Here is a 19,273-nt window from a genome sequence, read left to right on the forward strand (position 1 = left end):
ATTGCTAGGTATATTATGAATGGAGGAGTAAAGCATGCACATTTTGTTGACAGTTTTATTAGTTATAGACTGTATCGCATTAATCACAGTTGTGTTACTCCAAGAAAGCAAAAGCAATGGACTTTCAGGGGCCATCAGCGGGGGCGCTGAACAGCTCTTTGGTGGAAAACAGAAACAACGCGGCGTGGATTTATTCTTAAACCGTGTCACAATTGTCTTATCTATTGTGTTTTTCGTTTTAATGCTCGCAATTACTTATCTCAATATGTAAATGTAAGGTCCGACAATGTTAAAGTCGGGCTTTTTTCATTATAATGGTAATTGTGTATTGTATATTTAGAAAGAGATGAAGGGATTGAACGACATGCAGATTAAATTGCCTAAACCGTTCTTCTTTGAAGAAGGTAATAGAGCAGTGTTATTATTACATGGATTTACAGGGAATTCATCAGACGTGCGCCAATTAGGCCGTTTCTTACAAAAGAAAGGTTATACTTCTTATGCGCCGCAATATGAGGGACATGCAGCACCGCCGGAAGAGATTTTACAATCTAGTCCGCATGTTTGGTTTAAAGATGCGTTAGATGGCTATGATTTCTTAAAATCTAAAGGCTATGATGAAATTGCGGTAGCCGGCTTATCCTTAGGTGGAGATTTTGCTTTGAAATTAAGCTTAAATAGAGATGTAGAGGGTATTGTAACCATGTGTGCGCCTATGTTTATTAAGACAGAAGGCTCAATGTACGAAGGTGTCTTAGAGTATGCACGCAACTTTAAGAAATACCAAGGAAAAGATCAAGAGACGATTGATCGAGAAATGGAAGCTTTCCAACCTACAGGTACATTAAAAGAATTACAACAAACAATTCAAAATGTCAGAGATCATGTAGATGAAGTCATGGATCCATTATTAGTCATTCAAGCTGAAAAAGATGCCATGATTAATCCTGATTCAGCAAATGTGATTTATGAAGAAGCGTCTTCTGACGAAAAAGATATTAAATGGTATGCCGATTCAGGGCATGTAATTACCATTGATAAAGAAAAAGAACAAGTCTTTGAAGATATATATGAGTTTTTAGAAGGACTTGATTGGTCTGAATAAGACGAATAAAAAATTATAAATAAGAAAGAAAGGAGGGGGCATCATGGATTTAAAACAATCTGTCACAGAAATTATAAAACAACCTGACTATGAACCCATGTCAGTTTCAGATTTCCAAGACCGTTTAGGTTTAGATAATGCCGACTCATTTAGAGATTTAATAAAGGTGTTAGTTGAACTGGAACAATCAGGTTTAGTTGAACGAACAAAAACAGACCGCTACAAAAGAAAGGGTAATCAAAAAAATATGAAAGATAACTTAGTAAAAGGAACGTTAAGCCAAAACAAAAAAGGGTTTGCTTTCCTTAGACCTGAAGACGAAGATATGGAAGATATCTTTATTCCACCGACAAAAATCAACCGTGCGATGGATGGCGATACTGTTATTGTAGAAGTACAGCCCTCACGCGGAGATTTCAAAGGTAAAGTCGAAGGTGAAGTCAAATCTATTGAAAAACACTCAATCACACAAGTGGTAGGAACTTATACAGAAGGCCGTCACTTTGGATTTGTGATTCCTGATGACAAACGTATTATGCAGGATATCTTTATCCCTAAAGGTCAAAGTTTAGGTGCTGTTGAAGGTCATAAAGTGTTAGTTCAAATTTCTAAATATGCTGAAGGAAATGATAATCCTGAAGGTCATGTGTCTGCGATTTTAGGACATAAAAATGATCCAGGTGTAGATATTCTATCTATCATTTACCAACACGGTATTGAAATTGAATTCCCTGATGAAGTCTTAAAAGAAGCGGAAGCTGTACCAGAATATATAGAACCGTCAGAATTAGAAGGCCGTAAAGATTTACGTGATGAATTGACGATTACAATTGATGGTGCAGATGCGAAGGACTTAGATGATGCGATTGCGCTTAAGAAATTGAAGAATGGTAATACGCAATTGACAGTCAGCATTGCGGATGTCAGCCACTATGTAAAAGAAGATTCAGCATTAGATAAAGAAGCGTATGATCGTGGAACAAGTGTTTACTTAGTAGACCGCGTTATTCCAATGATTCCACACCGTTTGAGTAATGGTATTTGTTCATTGAATCCTAATGTTGACCGTTTAACATTAAGCTGTCGTATGGAAATTAATTCAGATGGTAAAGTTGTTAAACATGAAATCTTTGATAGTGTCATTCAATCTGATCATCGTATGACATATGATGAAGTCAACCAAATCATCACTGATCATGATGAAAATGTGCGTGCACAATACCCAGATGTGACACCGATGTTAGACTTAGCAAAAGAATTAAGTGAAACATTAATTCAAATGCGTAAACGTCGTGGTGAAATCGACTTCGATATTGATGAAGCGCAAGTGATTGTTAATGAAGAAGGAATTCCAGTAGATGTGAAGATGCGTGAACGTGGTGAAGGTGAACGTTTAATTGAATCATTCATGTTAGCAGCGAACGAAACAGTCGCTGAACATTTCAATAAAATGGAAGTACCCTTTATCTATCGTGTCCACGAACAACCTAAATCAGATCGCTTAACGCAATTCTTCGAGTTTATTACGAACTTCGGTATTCTAGTAAGAGGCACAGGAGAAGATGTATCTCCAAGTACGCTTCAAGAAATTCATGAGAAAGTAAAAGGTCTGCCAGAACAAACGGTTGTATCTACAATGATGTTACGCTCAATGCAACAGGCACGTTATGAAGATGTGAACTTAGGTCACTTCGGCTTATCTGCAGATTATTATACGCACTTCACATCGCCAATTCGTCGTTATCCTGACTTAGTAGTACATCGTTTAATCCGCAAGTACTTGATTGAAGATTCAATGAGCGGCAAAGAACTTCGCAAATGGGAAGACAAATTGCCGGAAATTGCGGAACATACGTCTAATCGTGAACGTCGTGCTATCGAAGCAGAACGTGATACAGATGAACTTAAGAAAGCAGAGTTCATGCTTCAACATATTGGTGAAGAATTTGAAGGTATTGTCAGCTCAGTCGCTAACTTTGGTATGTTCGTAGAATTACCGAATACTGTTGAAGGTATGGTTCATGTATCAAGTATGACAGACGATTATTACCAATTCGCTGAAGGTCAAATGGCTATGATTGGTGAACGTACAGGTAATGTTTTCCGTATCGGTGATACAGTGAAGATTAAAGTCGTCAACGTAGATGTTGATCAACGTATGATTGATTTCCAAATCGTAGGTATGCCTGAACCAAGACGTAGAAAATCAAATGAACGTCCTGCACGTGGCACAACGATTCAAACGAAAACACGTGGTAAAAGCTTAGGCGGCGACAAGAAAAAAGGTAAGAAGAAACAGCGTAAAGGTAAAAACCAACGTAATCGTGATAAACAAAAGGACACGAACCACAAACCGTTTTACAAAAGTAAAAAGGTAAAACAAAAAGCGCGTAAAAAGAAAAAATAAGAGATATTGAGTGGGATGGCCGCTCCTCTCTTTTTATAAAATTTTCAACAAGAGGTGAACACGATGTCGAAGAAGAAGAAAAAGTCTCCTGGTACTTTAGCGGAGAATCGTAAAGCCAGACATGACTATAATGTAGAAGATACGATTGAAGCGGGCATTGTGTTAAAAGGTACAGAGATTAAATCGATTCGTCGTGGCAGCGCAAACTTAAAAGATAGTTTCGCTCAAGTAAAAAATGGTGAAATTTACGTTCATAATATGCATATTGCGCCATACGAAGAAGCCAATCGATTTAATCACGATCCAGTGCGACCAAGAAAATTACTCTTACACAAAAGAGAAATTGAAAAATTAGGCACACGTACAAGAGAAATCGGTTATTCGATTATCCCATTAAAACTGTATCTGAAACATGGTGTATGTAAAATGTTGATTGGCGTCGCAAGAGGTAAGAAGAAATATGACAAACGTCAAGATCTTAAAGATAAAGCAATTAAACGCGACATGCAGCGTGCGATGAAAGATCGTTATTAAGGGAAAGCAGGTTAAACCTGCTTCCCGCATTCTTAGTTTATTTGAAAATCATTTATAAACAATTATATTGATTACTAAATGCATATTTGATATGATAAAGAGTGCTATTGGATTCTAGTGAATAGAATCTATTTAATATTATTTCGGGGGCGTTTTGGATTCGACAGGGGTCCCCAGAGCTTATTAAGCGTGTCGGAGGGTTGTCTCCGTCATCAACACACACAGTTTATAATAACTGGCAAAACAAACAATAATTTAGCAGTAGCTGCCTAATCGCACTCTGCATCACCTAACAGCATCGCCTATGTGCTGTTAACGTGATTCAACTTTAGTAGGATACGCTAGGCACTGCTGTTCGAAGTCTGTCTAGAAGAGATTAATCGAACTAGCATGATGTTGGTTGTCTATTTCCTACCATCATGTGAAATTTGAATAATAGACTACACACGTAGAAAGATTTGTATCAGGATCCTTGGACGCGGGTTCAAATCCCGCCGCCTCCATACATAGAGCCTTTAACCATTGCGGTTAGAGGCTTTTATTTTTTGTTGCTACAGAAAAAAGAACGGTGAGAAATTCACCGTTCCTAAATTGTTTTAGAACATAGACATTTATTTTAATTCGATTTTTGCTGTTTCTGTTCCCCAAAAACCAGACTGTACTTGCAATACTAAATTATCTTTTTCAGCAATACTAGGTGCTACATCAAATACAAGTTTTGCATTTTTTGTACTTTCGGGATTGATTTTGTCACCAATAAAACCTAAATCATCAGGCGATACAGCTTGGTTTGCAGTGATTGTTGCAGAACCATCAGCTTCAAATGTTTTTTTATCGCTTAAAAGTTTAAAGAACGAATCGGTAATGTCTACAGCTTTATCTCCGTTATTTTTAACTGTAATATCTAATACTATGAATTTGCCTTTTGCATTATTTGTCATTACATCTCCAACTTGATCTACAATGGCTTTATTAGTTACATTAAACTCCATTTTTCCGACTTTAACAACTTCGTTCATTTTATTCGATGATTTTGTTTCTGGTTTTTTATCATCTTTTTTTGCCTCTTGTTTATCTGATTTTTGTTCTGTTTTAGTCTTGCTTGTGTTATTGCCAGTCGGTGTCTTATTAGTCATCATATTAACCACACTTATTGCAACTAACACAGTAATCAAGATTTTTACCCATAACTTCCAGTTTTTCTTAAACTTCCACATTAGGAATAATCCTACTGGGAATACAAATAATAGCATTAAAATTGTGAACCAAGTTAACTGATACCACTTTTCTTTTTCTTTCATGTTGATTCCTCCTGATGTTGTTTTTTTTAATTAAGCGTAAGAAAACTCAGTTATCAATCTTAGATTTTATGAATCAAGTAAAGTTAAATACAATGTCCGCTTATTTATCAATGTAAATAAGTAGTTAGTATCTAAAAAATTGCTGTCTTCATATAGAATCGAAGAGATAATAGATAACTAAATAGTGCAATATAGTTACCTTAATTATTTTATAACGTTTAAATTATATCGCTTTAATCTTTGTTTTTAACAAAACGGGCTAAATAATTTAAAAAAATTGAGGTGACTGTCAAAAAAGTGTCATTAAAATATCACTAAAATATTTTAATATTAATCTTTGTGAACTGAATTAAATGACTTGTTCATGTATAAGTCCTTAAGATTTATGATGGTGCAGAAATATTATAGAATGTATGAATATGAATGAGAAAGGTGATATGAGTATGTATATAAATCCAAAAGACTTAGAAACAGGAAATATGTATAAAATGTTGATAGGTACAGTGACACCTAGACCAATTGCTTTTGTCACTTCACAAGATGAAAAAGGTAATGTAAATGCAGCACCCTTTGCATTCTTTAATGTAGTGTGTCCTGAACCACCGATGCTGATGATATCTGTAGGTAAAGATAATGGGGAACTTAAAGATACAAGTGCAAACATTCTAAGTACTAAAGAATTTGTGGTGCATATTGTAGATGAAGATATCGTTAAAGATGTGGTGAAAACAGGCGATAATTATGGGGCTGATGTGAACGAACTAAACATGACTGATCTTACAACAACTGATTCTAAAGTTGTGAATGTACCTAGTGTGAAAGAAGCCAAAGTTCGATATGAATGTGAATTAGTTCATCATTTAGAATTAGGAGATGAACAAAAAGGAACAGACATGCTTGTAGGACAAATAAAGTCAATTTACATTGATGATGAAATTTATGATGTAGATAAAGCTTATGTGGATGTTGAAAAATTAAATCCAATTACACGTGTAGTAGGTAATCATTATGTAAGAATTGGTGAGCCTGTAGAAGATTTATTAGATAAATAAAAGCCACTATTTGTATAAAAAGGTCTAACATTGATTGATGAATTTTATCAATGTTAGACCTTTCTTTTTTAACTTAAGCGTCTAGCAATGTGATCAAAGAGTCTTGCTGGTAAAATGGCATGTAAGAAAACAAGAGGTTTTGCGCCCATACCGATTAAATAACGTGCTTTAGGTTTCTTTTTTGAAGCGGCCTTTAAAATAGTATCGGCAATAATTTTAGGGTTTGAAAGTAAATTAGAATTATATTGTTTGTGCATACCTTCTGCTGCTTTAAATGCCGCTTTTTCATATGCACCGCCTTTAGCTGATGCTGCTAATTGATCTGCTGCGATATGACCCCAATCAGTTTTGATGCCACCAGGTTCAATAATAGAAACTTCAATGCCAAATGGCTCAACTTCCATTCTTAAAGCATCACTGAAAGCTTCTAAAGCGTATTTAGTGGCATGATACCATGCGCCAAAGTATGAAGTGAAACGGCCACCCATCGAGGATATATTAATGATTTTCCCAGAATGTTGTTTACGCATATAGGGCAACACTAATTGAGTGAGTCGCGCTAAACCAAAAAGATTTACTTCAAATTGTTTTCTTGCTTCTGAAATTTCTACATCTTCTATGGCTCCGTATGAACCATAACCCGCATTATTAATGAGAATATCGATACGATTTTGTTCTGAAATCACTTGTTCAACAGTTTTTTGTATGGATGATTCATCTGTAATATCCATTTTTATTGCATGTATATTTTTTAAAGCGTTCAGTTTTTCTATTCTTCTACCAACGCCATAAACAATGTATCCTTTATCAGCTAAAAGTTGTGCTGTTTGAAAACCAATTCCACTTGTTGCACCTGTAATTAATACGACTTGTTTGGTCATATCATCACTCCTTTTCTATTTAGTGAATTAATCATACCTGATTAATGAGAATTATGGAATTAAATTGCATTCTAATCAATTTTACTTGATTTATTATAGTTTTATAGGTTTCGTTTTCCATCATCTTAATGACAAATATTTGTGATTTTAATGATTATATTGTCTGAATAATTGTGGTATCTAAATTATTTTGAAGAAATGAGGCAAAAGGGTATACAAACCTAAATAATGGGTGTAGTATAGTATTTAAGTAATTGTTCGTGAAATTGATTTGCAGTTTTAATTCGTATGAATTTACTCCCATTGATTTTTATAAACAAGTTACAAATATTCGTGCAAAAGCACATACGGAGGATTTTTATATGAATAGTGGTACAGTTAAATGGTTTAACGCAGAAAAAGGTTTTGGATTTATCGAAAGAGAAGATGGTAACGACGTATTCGTACATTTCTCAGCTATCCAAGGCGAAGGTTACAAATCATTAGAAGAAGGCCAAAAAGTTGACTTCGACATCGTTGAAGGCGACCGTGGCGAACAAGCTGCAAACGTTGTAAAAATGTCATAATTTTTACCTAAACTGATTAAAACAGCACAACAATCTGAAAAGGTTGTTGTGCTGTTTTTTATTTACCTTCTTATTTATTGTTTGTAGTGATCGAATTTACCAGCTTCGATGTCTGCTTCTCTTCGTTCTATTTCATCATAAACTGCTTGTTGTTCAGCTTCATCACCATCATAGTATCCTTGTTCAATTGCATGTTTGGTTTGAATTTCAGCTGAAGATAATCCACCGTTATATTTTTTTCGTAATGCATCGATATATTCTTCTTCTGTTTGCGCTGCATTGATTTCCGCATTTACATCTTCTGTTGGCTCCTCAGCTTGTGACTGTGCATTTTGATTGTAGACAGATTGTTCAGCACCACTTTCTATACGCAGTGAGCTTTCATATGCGGCACTGGCAGGACCTTCTGTCACATTGCCTTGTGGAATTACGCCATTCGCAACGGCACTATTATAAGCTTTGATCTTATCAATTTCTGCATAATTACCATAAATTACATTTTCTAAAGTTGCTCTGTCGGTGATATTGCTTAAATCAACTTGCTGGCTTTGTTGATTTTGTTGATTCTGTTTTTCTGCAGTTGATTCATCTTTATTTTGCTGTTCAGTGTTTGCTTGTTGTTCGTCTTGCGTATTATTTTCTTTTTGTTGATTTTTGTCTGTTTGTTTTTTCTTTTCATTTTCTTCATTTTTAGATTGTGATTTGTCTTTCTTTTCAGTAGCTGCTTTGTCTTCGGTATCTTCTTTTGGTTTTTCATCATTTTGCCCGCATGCTGAAACGATTAATATACTCATGGCTAAGAGTGCAAATAACTTTTTCATTGAATCAACAACCTTTCTCTCTGTATGTGTATTACTTAACTATAGCCATCTTTCAGATGGTATAAAACCCTTTTCAAAATAAAAAAGACCTGTAAAAACAGGTCTAGTGAAGATTAGGTTATAAATAAATATTACCTTTTGCATATTGATAAAATCGTTTTTTGCTTGGGATGAAGAGTGCTAATACTGTGACAACACCTAATTTACCGCAAATCATCACAATAATAATGATGATTTTAGTTAATGTACCATATTCAGAAGTGAAGTTCATACTTAAGCCGACTGTACCAAAAGCAGATACGACTTCGAAGATGACTTTCATGAAAGGTGTTGTTTCATTTAATAGACTAACAATAAATGTGACAGTTAATACAAAGATAAAGCTGACTGTTGTGACCGCAATGGCTTTCGCAATTGTTTTAGGTTTGATTGTTCTGCTGAAGATAGTGGTATGGTCTTCATTGCGTAAAGTACTATAAACAAACATAATCATAACAATGAAAGTTGTAACTTTAATCCCACCAGCAGCACTAAACGGCGCACCACCGATAAACATAAGTACCATCATCATTAATGCGGTAGGGGTATGGATTAATTCTAAGTCAACAGATTGGAAACCTGCTGTTCTTGTTGTGACGGATTGAAAGAATGAAGTCCCAAGCTTACCCCACATACTGAAAGGTTTTAAAGTATTGTTGAACTCTAATAAAAAGTAAAGCGCCATGCCGCCAAAAATTAAGACTAATGTTGTTGAAAGCACAACTTTGGTATGTAGCTTTAGTTTATTTAATCTTCTAGTTTTTACTAAATCTGACATGACTACTGGTCCCAGCCCGCCCATAATAATTAAAATGGGAATGACAAGCGTAACAACTGGATCATCATTAAATCCAATCATATTCTTAGAAAATAATGCAAATCCTGCATTATTAAAGGCTGAAACAGAAGTAAAGATGCTGATAAATAATCCTTTGCCGAAGCCATATCTAGGTACGAAAGATAAGGCAAGTAATAACATGCCTATAAATTCTGTAGACAAGCTATAGAGTGTTAGTTGTCGAATTAAACGAACCATTCCGCCTGGCTCATCAACATTCCAAGTGACCATGATTAATTTGCGTTCATGCATAGAAATTCTGCGATTCGCTATGATTAAAGTGAGTGTCGTAATGGTCACAATCCCTAAACCGCCAATTTGAATTAAAAACATAATAATAAGGTCACCAAGCCAGTTGAATTGCGAAGTAATATCCACAGTTGATAGGCCAGTGACTGTAAATGCGCTTGATGCGACAAAGAATGCATCGATAAAAGATGTATATTGTTTACCAGTCCATGGCAAATATAATAACAGTGCACCTAGTAATGTCGTGCTCAGAAATAGTAATAAATAAACAGTTAAGGGTTTCTTTAGGAAAGCCACATAAACACCTTCTTTAATAGGGTAGATTTTGGTGTATATTTTAAATACAACTGTTATTATACATCCATTTTCTGTAATTGCATCTGTCAATTACCAAAAAATAAAAATTAATTTTTTGTAAAGTTTTTAAAGGTTGATTGCAATCTTCAACTTTAGCCAGATAGGGTATCAATATTGTATAATTAAAATGAATAATTTTAAGCAAAAGGAGAAATATATGAAGAAAATACTTACACCGCTTATTATTATCGGCATTGTTATTGTCATCATTGGAGTTACAATGATTGGCCCATATAATAAACTTGTCGGTATGGACGAAGATACGAATACAGCACTTTCAAACATCGATAACCAATTACAACGTCGTGTAGACTTAATTCCTAACCTTGTGAACACTGTTAAAGGTTACGCTAAGCATGAAAAAGATGTATTTAAACAAGTTTCTGATGCACGTAGTAAACTTGCAGGTGCATCAACACCAAAAGAGAAAGCGGAAGCTAATGGCGAAGTCAATTCTGCATTAAGCAGATTATTAGCTATCAGTGAAAATTATCCTGATTTAAAAGCAGATAAACAATTTACAGGATTACGTGACGAGCTTGCAGGTACAGAAAATAGAATTGCAGTAGCACGAAATGATTACAATACATCTGTTAACAAATATAACCAAGCGATTCGCCATTTCCCAACAACCATTGTAGCTAAGCTATTCGGATTTGATAAGAAAGAATACTTTAAAGCCGAAAGTGGTGCAGATAAAGCACCTAAAGTTGATTTCGGCACTGACTCATCTCAATGATCAGAAAAAGTGCCAGCGTCTTAGCTGTCATATGGGTTGGGATGTTACTCGTCGCACAAAGTATGTTTGCGGCATCAGATAAATTTCCGGAATTAGAACAACCTGTTTTTGTACAAGACCACGCAGATTTGATTACGAGCCAAGATAAAGATGAGATGGCTAAAAAAGGCCAAAAACTTCAAGACGGTACAGATTCAGACATTTTGGTGATGACCATGAAATCAATCGGACAAACACCAAAAGAAGATTATGCTTATCAAGCAGGCCGACATTATAAAGTCGGTGATCAAAAGCATAGTCGAGGCGTTGTAATTTTAGTCAATTTAGATAACGGCAATGAATATCAAAATCGTGGTATTCAAGTTGCGGTTGGCCGAGGGTTAGAAGGTGTCTTAAATGATGCTAAAGTCGGCGCATTGATTGATGATAACTTCATGCCTTATGCTGAAAAAGCAGGACAGGCTGATAATAAAGAAAAACAAAAAGCATATTACAGTCAAGGCATCACACAACTTTATAATGCAATTTGGAAAGAAATAGCCAAGGCTTATGGCTATGATGGTGAAAAATTTACTGAAGATACACCTAAAGCGCAAAACCAATCAGAAGGTGATGGGCCATTCAGCTTATTTGGTATTATTTTTATTATTATCATTATCATCATTATTATCTCCATTAAAAATGGTGGCGGCGGACCTCCAAGAGGGGGCGGTCGCAGAAGAGATAATACAGGTACTTGGTGGGTCGGCACTGGAGGTTTTGGTGGCGGTTCATCAAGTGGCGGTGGTTTCAGCGGCGGCAGCTTCGGCGGAGGCGGCGGCTTCGGCGGCGGAGGTGCTGGACGCGGATTCTAACAACCGAATTGTATTTATCAGAAGCAGAGCATTTCGTGCTCTGCTTTTTTATGAGGTTTAATTGTTTAAAATGTAATGTTCATTCTGAACTCATAACTATTTAAAGATTCGCACGAAATTATGAATTTTATGTAAAAGATGTGTATAAAATATATCAATTTAAATAAGAATATCTTGTATTTCTTGTGTGTTTAGGCTAACTTTATAATTAAGATGTATAAATGATTGCATATAGAGAACAAAGTCATCTTAAAATTTTCGAACATTGCGTTACAAAAGAGAAAAGGTTTGGATATAAATACAGTTGTTTGTTAAATAAGATTTTTTTATTAACTGTATTTTATTCCGATGCTTATGTTATACTGTTGAAAAAGCCTATTTAACTGATAAGAATGATTTCCTCTTTGGTGGAAATTTATCGTTGTTAATGTTTTTTCATTCAGAAATATCTTTAAGTGGGGTTGTTACATGAGTTTTTATAAGTTTATTATTACTTTTATGGAAGATGATACGCCATTCGGACAATTAGCCGATTGCATTGTAAGAGATCATAATTTTCCTAAAGAAGAAACAGATATAGATAATATATATGATTATGTACATGAGAATTATTTTGAACATCATCTTTTAGAATCAGCTAACAGAGCCATCAGTGTATATAAAAGTAACTAAAAGAAAAGCAAGTGCATCTCAAAATTGTGCACTTGCTTTTCTTATAGATAAAAATAAATCGTAAAAATTACGATTTATGGTTTACAAATGACGAAACGTCATGTAATATAAAACGTAACCGTTACGATTTACGGTCACTTAATTACAACTTACTTTACTTAATCAATTCGGTACACGGGAATGTACCGAATTTTTTTTGCGTTCATTAGTGTTTTTCACAACGTATTAATTAACGTCTGCAGCCTTTTTAATAGGATAGATCAACCAATGCTCATCAATATATTCATCGCCATATTTACGAGAATTCGTTTCAAAACCTATTTTTGAGAAACCGTACTCACTATAGAAAGTCAGTGCACTGATATTATTTGAAGCAACAGGGGCCATAATTTTCTCAATTTGAAGTTCAGTACAAAAGTTTGCGACAGTATTTAATAACTTCTCATCCAAATGGTCAATATCCTTCACATACATATTTTCAATTATAGCTTTATGCTGTGTTCCAACTATAATTGGATGGAATAATGTCAAAGCTCCCACTAATTCATTATTAAAAAATACACCGAACAGATATTGTGCATTGTTATTGGCGTCTATCAACTTTTTGAAATATTCCCTGCACACTTTGTCCTCATCATAAATCGCCCAAGTATAAATATTTTTTGGATCACTTGTAGCTTCTTTAAATAGCTGATAGACCTCTTCTAAATCATCAGGATTTAGTAATCTAATTTCTTTCATGGATTTAACACCTCTCTTATGACTTTCTTAACTTTTGCTTAAATTTAATAATGTGGTCATTATTGATAAGTTTAATTTAATATTATTATATACTTTTAATCAAAGCAACACTTAATAGGTGTCCCTAAGAAAAAAGTAAAGTTTGAAAAGCGATTGTTCACAATATTGGACGATTTTAACCAAAATATATGGTATATCAAAAAGCTAATCTTATTTTAAAGTAGTTTTTAATCACACTATGAATATTTCGCCAATAAAATATCTGCAAACTTTTAATATGAAACTGTCTAATGATTGGTAGTTTAAAAGTATAAAATAACGCGCATTACACTCTAATACGCTGACTAATGTTAAACTATTATTAAAGAAACAAACTGGCCATATTATATAAGCAAGGGGTAGATAGGATGACGCAAGTAGAAATTGCTGTAACGATAGCACCAGAAGCTGACATAACACAGAAGTTGCAAACGGAGTTGATTGATGCGCAAGCAGCCATCGATATAATTGAACTAAGAATTGACCAACGTCAAACGATTGAAATTGCTGAGATTGAAACACTTATTGCCACGTTACGAAAAAGTCTTCCTAAAGTTAAGCTGTTAATCACATATCGCACAGCTTCACAAGGTGGAAATGGCAATAAAGCGCAAGAATCTTATTATGCGCTATTACAAGAATTAATGCAAGTTCAAGGTTATGACATGATTGATATTGAATGGGAAGAAGCGTATAAGGAAAAAATCACTGAATTAGTGGCTGAAGCGCAAGCAGCAGGTTTAGAAGTGGTACTGTCTCAACATGATTTTGAAGAAACACCAGCAATTGAACAATTGAAATTCACTTATTTTAAAATGAGTAAAACAGAAGCTGATTATCTAAAACTAGCAGTAATGCCAAAAGATCCTGAAGATGTGACCTATCTGTTAGATGCACTCTATGTATCTTCTCAAAGTGTCAAAATGAAAGTAGTAGGTATATCTATGTCTCATCTTGGTTTAGTATCAAGAACGGCTCAAGGTGTATTTGGTGGAAGTATTTCTTATGGTTGCTTGGGAGAGCCGCAAGCGCCAGGACAAATACATGTTACTAAATTAAAAGAAATTTTGACATTATACGAATCAAACAAATAATTTGATATAATATGTATTTCAATCTATACTGTAATTGATAATGGTTATCATTAATATAAAGGAGAGTTAGATTGTGGAATTAAGAGATGCAATTTCATCAAGAAGAAGTGTGAAGATATTCGACCATGATATGCATATAGATGATACAGCGCTATATGAAGCACTAAAACTCTCTACAGATGCACCAAATCATGGGATGAGAGAACCATGGAGAATCATTCATGTCTCAAAGGACAGACTAGGGGATTTAAGTCGAACTGTTTCTCGTTATGCATTTAGAAATGAACCAGAGAAACAACAAAGTCACTATGATGCAGTGACAAAATTGGGTGGATTACTCGTATTAATTGTAAAACGAGATCCTAGACAAAAAGAAAATCTTGAAAATCATCTGGCATTCGGTGCTTATGCACAAAACTTGATGCTGCTGTTGCATGAAGCGGGTATCGGTACGTGCTGGAAGACACCGCCATATATTTTCATGCCTAAAGTGAGAAAAGTAATAGGTGTCGAAGATGATGAAGATTTAGTTGGATTTTTATATCTTACTGATATGGACACGAAGATTCCTCCAAAGAAACCACGTCACACTGAGAACTTTATTTCAGAGTATTAATTATATAAGTAAAGCCAAGCTGAAATCAGCTTGGCTTTATTTAGTCTATATTACGTTATTTAAATGACTTATTTAAATGTTTCACTTAAGAAGTCTTCAACTTGCTCTGGTGATTTAGCATTTGCTGAGTGCAAGTGTGCTGTTTTTTCACCGTTTTTGAAAACAAGTAAACTTGGAATACCCATTACTTCGTAATCTTGAGCAACATCTTCTAATTCGTCACGATTTACGTTGTACCATTTATAGTCGTTGTATTTTTCAACAAATGGATCAATCCACATATCCATTGCGCGACAATCAGGGCACCATCCTGCTTCGAATTTAATAATCACAGGTTCGTTACTTTCGATAATTTTATCGAAATCTTCACGTGTTTTAATTGCTTCCATTTTCATTTCGCTCCTTTTTCTAATCCTATTATATATATTATAGCGAATTTGAACGTAAATTTAAAAATATTAAACCGACAATTTAAAGCGTTATTTTTAGAAATTTGGTATATTAGACATAATAGTTAAAGGAGGTCAAAAGATGATTAGATTTTATCAGTACCAAAACTGTACGACATGCAAGAAAGCAGCAAAATTTTTAGATGAATATGGTGTAAGTTATGAACCTATCGACATCGTAGAACTAAACCCTAATAAAAGAGAACTACAAGATATTATTGATAAAACCGGCGTTGAAATTGATAAGCTATTCAATAAACGCGGAGGTAAGTATCGCGAACTAGGTCTGAAAGATAGACTTGACAGTTTGTCTGATGATGAAAAACTAGATTTATTGGCTTCTGACGGAATGCTTGTTAAAAGACCACTTGCGGTTTCAGGTAATAAAATCACACTTGGTTTCAACGAAAAAGAGTACAAAGATACTTGGGTAAACTAATTTATAGTCATTATAGGTAGTAAATATCTTATTGATATGCGCTTTATTTACACAAAAAATTAAAAAACTACAAGATGTCTATAAATAGTTGAATGAAAAGGTTTCATATGGCATCATAAAAGAGTATTCATTTATTAATTAGGAGGGGATTCGTGTGGCAGTGCCAGAGGAATTAAAATATTCAAAAGAACATGAATGGGTTAAAGTTGAGGACGATACAGTAACTATCGGTATCACTGAATACGCACAAGGAGAACTTGGTGACATCGTATTCGTTGAATTACCAGAAACTGACGATGATATCGAAGAGGGCGAATCTTTCGGAAGTGTAGAATCAGTTAAAACTGTTTCTGAATTATACGCACCAGTTTCAGGAACTGTAGTTGAAGTCAACGAAGAATTAGAAGACAGTCCAGAATTCGTAAATGAATCACCATACGAAAAAGCATGGATGGTTAAAGTAAAATTAAATGACACAAGCCAATTAGATGATTTATTATCAGCTGATCAATACAAAGAAATGATCGGTGAATAATCGGCTTTAAAAACCAAACTCCAAGATACTTTGTATTTTGGGGTTATTTTTTATTTGAAATAGGCTATAACAAACTAGAGCGCTAAAGTGCTGAACCTTTACAGCTGAATAATACATAATTTATCGTGTTTATTTAGTTGTTAAACAAGTTGCGTGTCTTTAAAACAACACCTGCGTTACAATGAAAGTATCAACTTACGCAACAATTTTATATAAGTTGGCAGAACCTAAGCATTTACGTTTGCGAGTAATGAAGCAATGATATCACGAGAGTATTGGAGTGTAGTGAATATGGCATTGTTAGAAAAAGTAATCGTTGTTGAAGGTAAAACAGATAAAAAGCGTGTACAAGAAGTGATTGATGAGCCTGTACAAATTATTTGTACGCACGGCACAATGGGCATTGATAAACTTGACGATATGATAGAACACTTATATGAACGTCCTGTCTATATATTAGTGGATGCAGATAAAGAAGGCCGTCGCATCCGTCAATGGTTCAAACATTATCTATCAGAAAGTGAACATATCTTTGTCGATAGAACTTATTCTGAAGTCGCACGTTGTCCGCGCCCTTATCTTGCCAAAGTGCTTAGAAACCATGGCTTTATGGTAAAAGGTGAAGCACCCGTGAAAGGATTAGTTTATAAATGAACGTTAAGCAAGAAATTACAGATATCAAACAAAACTTTGATCAAGACAAGCACTTGATTTTCGGTTACACACCGATGTGTGGAACATGTAAAGTTTCAGAGAGAATGTTAGATATAGCTAATGAAATTTTACAGCTTCCGTTGGTCAAAGCAGATTTGAATTTCCATCCTGACTTCAGTGAAGCTTATCAAATTCAATCTGTTCCTGTTTTGTTAGTGATGTCGAAAGATAAGGAGATAGACCGTATTTACGCATTTCAGTCTGTTCCTTATTTGTTAGAAAATTTAAAATAGTTGTTGACTACTTCTGAGTGAAGTGGTAGGATAAATATCAATTAAATAGTTATCTCTTATCAAGAGAGGTGGAGGGATGTGCCCGACGAAACCCGGCAACCGTCTTATTTATAAGAAATGGTGCCAATTCACAAAAAGTTGAACTGCTTTTGAAGATGAGAGAAAGAAATTTCAAATTGCTTTCTCTTTAATGCTCATAGCAGCGATAAGGGAAAGCTTTTTTAATTTGTAGGTAGGTATTGCAAGGAAAGGGGAGAATGTAGTGATTCAACTGAAGCAAATCGTCAAAAGATATAAGACGAAACACCAAGAAGTACTGGCAGTTGATCATGTCGATTTAGATGTGTCGGAAGGTACCATTTACGGTGTCATCGGTTTTTCAGGTGCCGGTAAAAGTACACTTGTCAGAATTTTAAATTATTTAGAAGAACCAACATCAGGTCAAGTCATAATAGATGGAGATGAATTAGGACAACTCAGCAAAGCGCAACTAAGGAAAAAGCGTCAAAAGGTAAGTATGATATTCCAACACTTCAACTTATTATGGTCTAGAACAGTGTTAGATAATATTAAGTTTCCGTTGGAAATTGCTGGCGTGGATAAAGCGGCTGCTGAAAAAAGAGCGGAAGAATTAGTTGAGCTTGTAGGACTCAAAGGACGAGAAAAAGCATATCCGTCAGAGTTATCTGGTGGTCAAAAACAAAGGGTTGGTATCGCACGTGCCTTAGCCAACGATCCAAAAGTATTACTTTGTGATGAAGCTACAAGTGCTTTAGATCCTCAAACAACAGATGAAATTTTAGAACTCTTATTAAAAATCAGAAAAGAAGAAGATTTAACAATCGTGATTATCACACATGAAATGAATGTGATTCGCCAAATCTGCGACGAAGTTGCAGTAATGGAAAATGGTAAGGTCATCGAACGCGGTGAAGTTAAAGAAGTGTTTGAAAACCCTAAACATCAAGTGACGAAACGTTTCGTTAAAGAAGGATTGAATGACCAATTTGATGAATCAATTCAGGAACTGATTCCAGAGTCGACAAACGGTTATATTGTACGTTTGAACTTCGTAGGTGAAGAGACGACAGAACCGATTGTGTCATATATCACTCAAAAATATAATCTGAATGTGAACATACTAGAAGCGAATATCCGCCATTCGAAAAGCGGACCAATCGGTTTTCTAATTGTACATATTGCAGACTTGAAAACTGAATTTTTTGATGATTTTAAAAACGAATTAGAGAATCGTAATGTAGGTGTGGAGGTGGTTCGTAATGGATAAATCGTTCAGTGATATATTACGTGAAATGGTCACAATGCCGAATGTTCAATGGGACCAAGTTTGGCTGGCTACATACGAAACACTCTATATGACAGCCATTTCTACAATTTTTGCGTTCGTGATCGGTTTAATTCTAGGCGTACTATTATTCCTAACAGCTAAGAGTAAATCACCGACAGCAAAAGTGTTTTATCAAATCGTGTCATTTATTGTGAACTTATTCAGAGCAATTCCATTCATCATTTTAATCTTGCTGTTAATTCCGTTCACAAGTTTATTACTTGGCACAATCAGTGGTCCGACAGGAGCACTTCCAGCATTAGTTATTGGTGCGGCTCCATTCTATGCACGTTTAGTGGAAATCGCATTTAAAGAAATTGATAAAGGCGTTATTGAAGCAGCGCGTTCTATGGGAGCAAACACATGGACGATTATTCGTAAAGTGTTAATTCCAGAATCACGTCCTGCCTTGATTTCAGGTATTACAGTTACTGCAATCGCATTAGTAGGTTCTACTGCAGTTGCCGGTGTTATTGGTGCAGGCGGTTTAGGTAACTTAGCATATTTAACTGGTTTTACTCGAAACCAAAATGATGTCATTTTAGTTTCAACAATCTTTATTTTAGTGTTTGTGTTCATCATTCAATTTGTGGGTGACTGGGCTACAAATAAAATTGATAAACGTTAATTCTATTTTGAAAGGATCAATC

23 protein-coding genes, 1 other RNA gene and 1 riboswitch are annotated in these 19,273 nt (G+C 34.9%); of the genes, 18 read left to right on the forward strand and 6 right to left on the reverse strand.

Annotation, left to right across the window (positions count from 1 at the left end):
• Positions 1–34: 34 nt before the first annotated feature.
• The 5 genes from secG to ssrA all read left to right on the forward strand — a co-directional run bounded on the left by secG (position 35) and on the right by ssrA (position 4,552).
• Positions 35–271: a preprotein translocase subunit SecG gene (gene secG, locus HMPREF3031_RS06095; RefSeq protein WP_002481572.1), complete on the forward strand. Its 237-nt coding sequence runs from the start codon at positions 35–37 to the stop codon at positions 269–271.
• A 93-nt stretch (positions 272–364) separates the two neighbouring features.
• Entirely contained in the window at positions 365–1,105 is a 741-nt protein-coding gene (locus HMPREF3031_RS06100; RefSeq protein ID WP_002481573.1) for an alpha/beta hydrolase, read from the forward strand.
• A gap of 43 nt (positions 1,106–1,148) precedes the next feature.
• The gene (gene rnr / locus HMPREF3031_RS06105) at positions 1,149–3,512 is read left to right on the forward strand and encodes a ribonuclease R (protein ID WP_002481574.1); all 2,364 of its coding nucleotides are present in this window, start codon (positions 1,149–1,151) and stop codon (positions 3,510–3,512) included.
• A gap of 63 nt (positions 3,513–3,575) precedes the next feature.
• Positions 3,576–4,046 (forward strand): SsrA-binding protein SmpB, encoded by a 471-nt coding sequence (gene smpB, locus HMPREF3031_RS06110; RefSeq protein WP_002481575.1) that lies wholly within the window; start codon positions 3,576–3,578, stop codon positions 4,044–4,046.
• A gap of 145 nt (positions 4,047–4,191) precedes the next feature.
• Positions 4,192–4,552: a transfer-messenger RNA gene (gene ssrA / locus HMPREF3031_RS06115) on the forward strand.
• Between the two features lie 105 nt (positions 4,553–4,657).
• On the opposite strand, the gene HMPREF3031_RS06120 is transcribed toward ssrA, so the two are convergent.
• Positions 4,658–5,347 carry a DUF4352 domain-containing protein gene (locus HMPREF3031_RS06120; RefSeq protein ID WP_083317885.1) on the reverse strand — a complete coding sequence of 230 codons (690 nt, stop codon included), beginning with the start codon at positions 5,345–5,347 and terminating at the stop codon, positions 4,658–4,660.
• Positions 5,348–5,790: 443 nt separating this feature from the next.
• On the opposite strand from HMPREF3031_RS06120, the gene HMPREF3031_RS06125 reads away from it, so the two are divergent.
• Positions 5,791–6,399 carry a flavin reductase family protein gene (locus HMPREF3031_RS06125; RefSeq protein WP_037556558.1) on the forward strand — a complete coding sequence of 203 codons (609 nt, stop codon included), beginning with the start codon at positions 5,791–5,793 and terminating at the stop codon, positions 6,397–6,399.
• Between the two features lie 68 nt (positions 6,400–6,467).
• Here HMPREF3031_RS06125 and HMPREF3031_RS06130 read toward each other — a convergent pair whose 3' ends face one another.
• Positions 6,468–7,280, reverse strand: coding sequence for an oxidoreductase (locus HMPREF3031_RS06130; RefSeq protein ID WP_002481578.1), 813 nt, complete (start codon positions 7,278–7,280; stop codon positions 6,468–6,470).
• Positions 7,281–7,642: 362 nt separating this feature from the next.
• On the opposite strand from HMPREF3031_RS06130, the gene HMPREF3031_RS06135 reads away from it, so the two are divergent.
• On the forward strand, positions 7,643–7,846 hold the full coding sequence (locus HMPREF3031_RS06135; protein WP_002481579.1) for a cold-shock protein: 204 nt from the start codon (positions 7,643–7,645) through the stop codon (positions 7,844–7,846).
• 74 nt (positions 7,847–7,920) lie between these two features.
• Here HMPREF3031_RS06135 and HMPREF3031_RS06140 read toward each other — a convergent pair whose 3' ends face one another.
• The gene (locus HMPREF3031_RS06140) at positions 7,921–8,667 is read right to left on the reverse strand and encodes a hypothetical protein (protein ID WP_002481581.1); all 747 of its coding nucleotides are present in this window, start codon (positions 8,665–8,667) and stop codon (positions 7,921–7,923) included.
• Between the two features lie 118 nt (positions 8,668–8,785).
• Positions 8,786–10,090: a TrkH family potassium uptake protein gene (locus HMPREF3031_RS06145; RefSeq protein ID WP_002481582.1), complete on the reverse strand. Its 1,305-nt coding sequence runs from the start codon at positions 10,088–10,090 to the stop codon at positions 8,786–8,788.
• Positions 10,091–10,307: 217 nt separating this feature from the next.
• Here HMPREF3031_RS06145 and HMPREF3031_RS06150 point away from each other — a divergent pair, with 217 nt between their 5' ends.
• From HMPREF3031_RS06150 to HMPREF3031_RS06160, 3 genes are all read left to right on the forward strand, one after another.
• The gene (locus HMPREF3031_RS06150; RefSeq protein WP_070724712.1) at positions 10,308–10,889 is read left to right on the forward strand and encodes a LemA family protein; all 582 of its coding nucleotides are present in this window, start codon (positions 10,308–10,310) and stop codon (positions 10,887–10,889) included.
• Positions 10,886–11,743, forward strand: coding sequence for a TPM domain-containing protein (locus tag HMPREF3031_RS06155; RefSeq protein ID WP_061054832.1), 858 nt, complete (start codon positions 10,886–10,888; stop codon positions 11,741–11,743). The genes HMPREF3031_RS06150 and HMPREF3031_RS06155 overlap by 4 nt, the downstream gene beginning before the upstream one ends.
• Positions 11,744–12,211: 468 nt before the next feature.
• Positions 12,212–12,415 carry a sterile alpha motif-like domain-containing protein gene (locus tag HMPREF3031_RS06160; protein ID WP_023015356.1) on the forward strand — a complete coding sequence of 68 codons (204 nt, stop codon included), beginning with the start codon at positions 12,212–12,214 and terminating at the stop codon, positions 12,413–12,415.
• A 225-nt stretch (positions 12,416–12,640) separates the two neighbouring features.
• Here HMPREF3031_RS06160 and HMPREF3031_RS06165 read toward each other — a convergent pair whose 3' ends face one another.
• A complete protein-coding gene (locus HMPREF3031_RS06165) occupies positions 12,641–13,156 on the reverse strand; it encodes a GNAT family N-acetyltransferase (RefSeq protein WP_002481585.1) in 516 nt (171 codons plus the stop codon).
• Positions 13,157–13,563: 407 nt separating this feature from the next.
• Here HMPREF3031_RS06165 and aroD point away from each other — a divergent pair, with 407 nt between their 5' ends.
• Entirely contained in the window at positions 13,564–14,289 is a 726-nt protein-coding gene (gene aroD, locus HMPREF3031_RS06170; protein WP_002481586.1) for a type I 3-dehydroquinate dehydratase, read from the forward strand.
• Between the two features lie 73 nt (positions 14,290–14,362).
• Positions 14,363–14,905, forward strand: coding sequence for a nitroreductase family protein (locus tag HMPREF3031_RS06175; protein ID WP_002481587.1), 543 nt, complete (start codon positions 14,363–14,365; stop codon positions 14,903–14,905).
• Between the two features lie 68 nt (positions 14,906–14,973).
• Here the strand turns inward: HMPREF3031_RS06175 and HMPREF3031_RS06180 are convergent, their stop codons facing one another.
• Positions 14,974–15,294, reverse strand: coding sequence for a thioredoxin family protein (locus HMPREF3031_RS06180; RefSeq protein WP_070724714.1), 321 nt, complete (start codon positions 15,292–15,294; stop codon positions 14,974–14,976).
• A 142-nt stretch (positions 15,295–15,436) separates the two neighbouring features.
• Here HMPREF3031_RS06180 and HMPREF3031_RS06185 point away from each other — a divergent pair, with 142 nt between their 5' ends.
• From HMPREF3031_RS06185 to HMPREF3031_RS06210, 6 genes are all read left to right on the forward strand, one after another.
• The gene (locus tag HMPREF3031_RS06185; protein ID WP_002481589.1) at positions 15,437–15,793 is read left to right on the forward strand and encodes an arsenate reductase family protein; all 357 of its coding nucleotides are present in this window, start codon (positions 15,437–15,439) and stop codon (positions 15,791–15,793) included.
• 154 nt (positions 15,794–15,947) lie between these two features.
• Positions 15,948–16,328, forward strand: a complete 381-nt coding sequence (gene gcvH / locus HMPREF3031_RS06190; RefSeq protein ID WP_002481590.1) for a glycine cleavage system protein GcvH — start codon at positions 15,948–15,950, stop codon at positions 16,326–16,328.
• Between the two features lie 291 nt (positions 16,329–16,619).
• Positions 16,620–16,982, forward strand: coding sequence for a toprim domain-containing protein (locus HMPREF3031_RS06195; RefSeq protein WP_002481591.1), 363 nt, complete (start codon positions 16,620–16,622; stop codon positions 16,980–16,982).
• A complete protein-coding gene (locus HMPREF3031_RS06200; protein ID WP_002481592.1) occupies positions 16,979–17,275 on the forward strand; it encodes a thioredoxin family protein in 297 nt (98 codons plus the stop codon). Before HMPREF3031_RS06195 ends, HMPREF3031_RS06200 begins: the two co-directional genes overlap by 4 nt.
• Positions 17,276–17,328: 53 nt before the next feature.
• Positions 17,329–17,437, forward strand: a riboswitch (SAM riboswitch).
• Positions 17,438–17,537: 100 nt separating this feature from the next.
• Positions 17,538–18,563, forward strand: a complete 1,026-nt coding sequence (locus HMPREF3031_RS06205) for a methionine ABC transporter ATP-binding protein (RefSeq protein ID WP_002481593.1) — start codon at positions 17,538–17,540, stop codon at positions 18,561–18,563.
• Complete coding sequence (locus HMPREF3031_RS06210; protein ID WP_002481594.1) at positions 18,556–19,251, forward strand: methionine ABC transporter permease; 696 nt, start codon at positions 18,556–18,558, stop codon at positions 19,249–19,251. The genes HMPREF3031_RS06205 and HMPREF3031_RS06210 overlap by 8 nt, the downstream gene beginning before the upstream one ends.
• Positions 19,252–19,273: the final 22 nt, after the last annotated feature.

This window comes from Staphylococcus sp. HMSC072B07 (genome assembly GCF_001815505.1).
Classification (GTDB): Bacteria; Bacillota; Bacilli; order Staphylococcales; family Staphylococcaceae; genus Staphylococcus; species Staphylococcus simulans.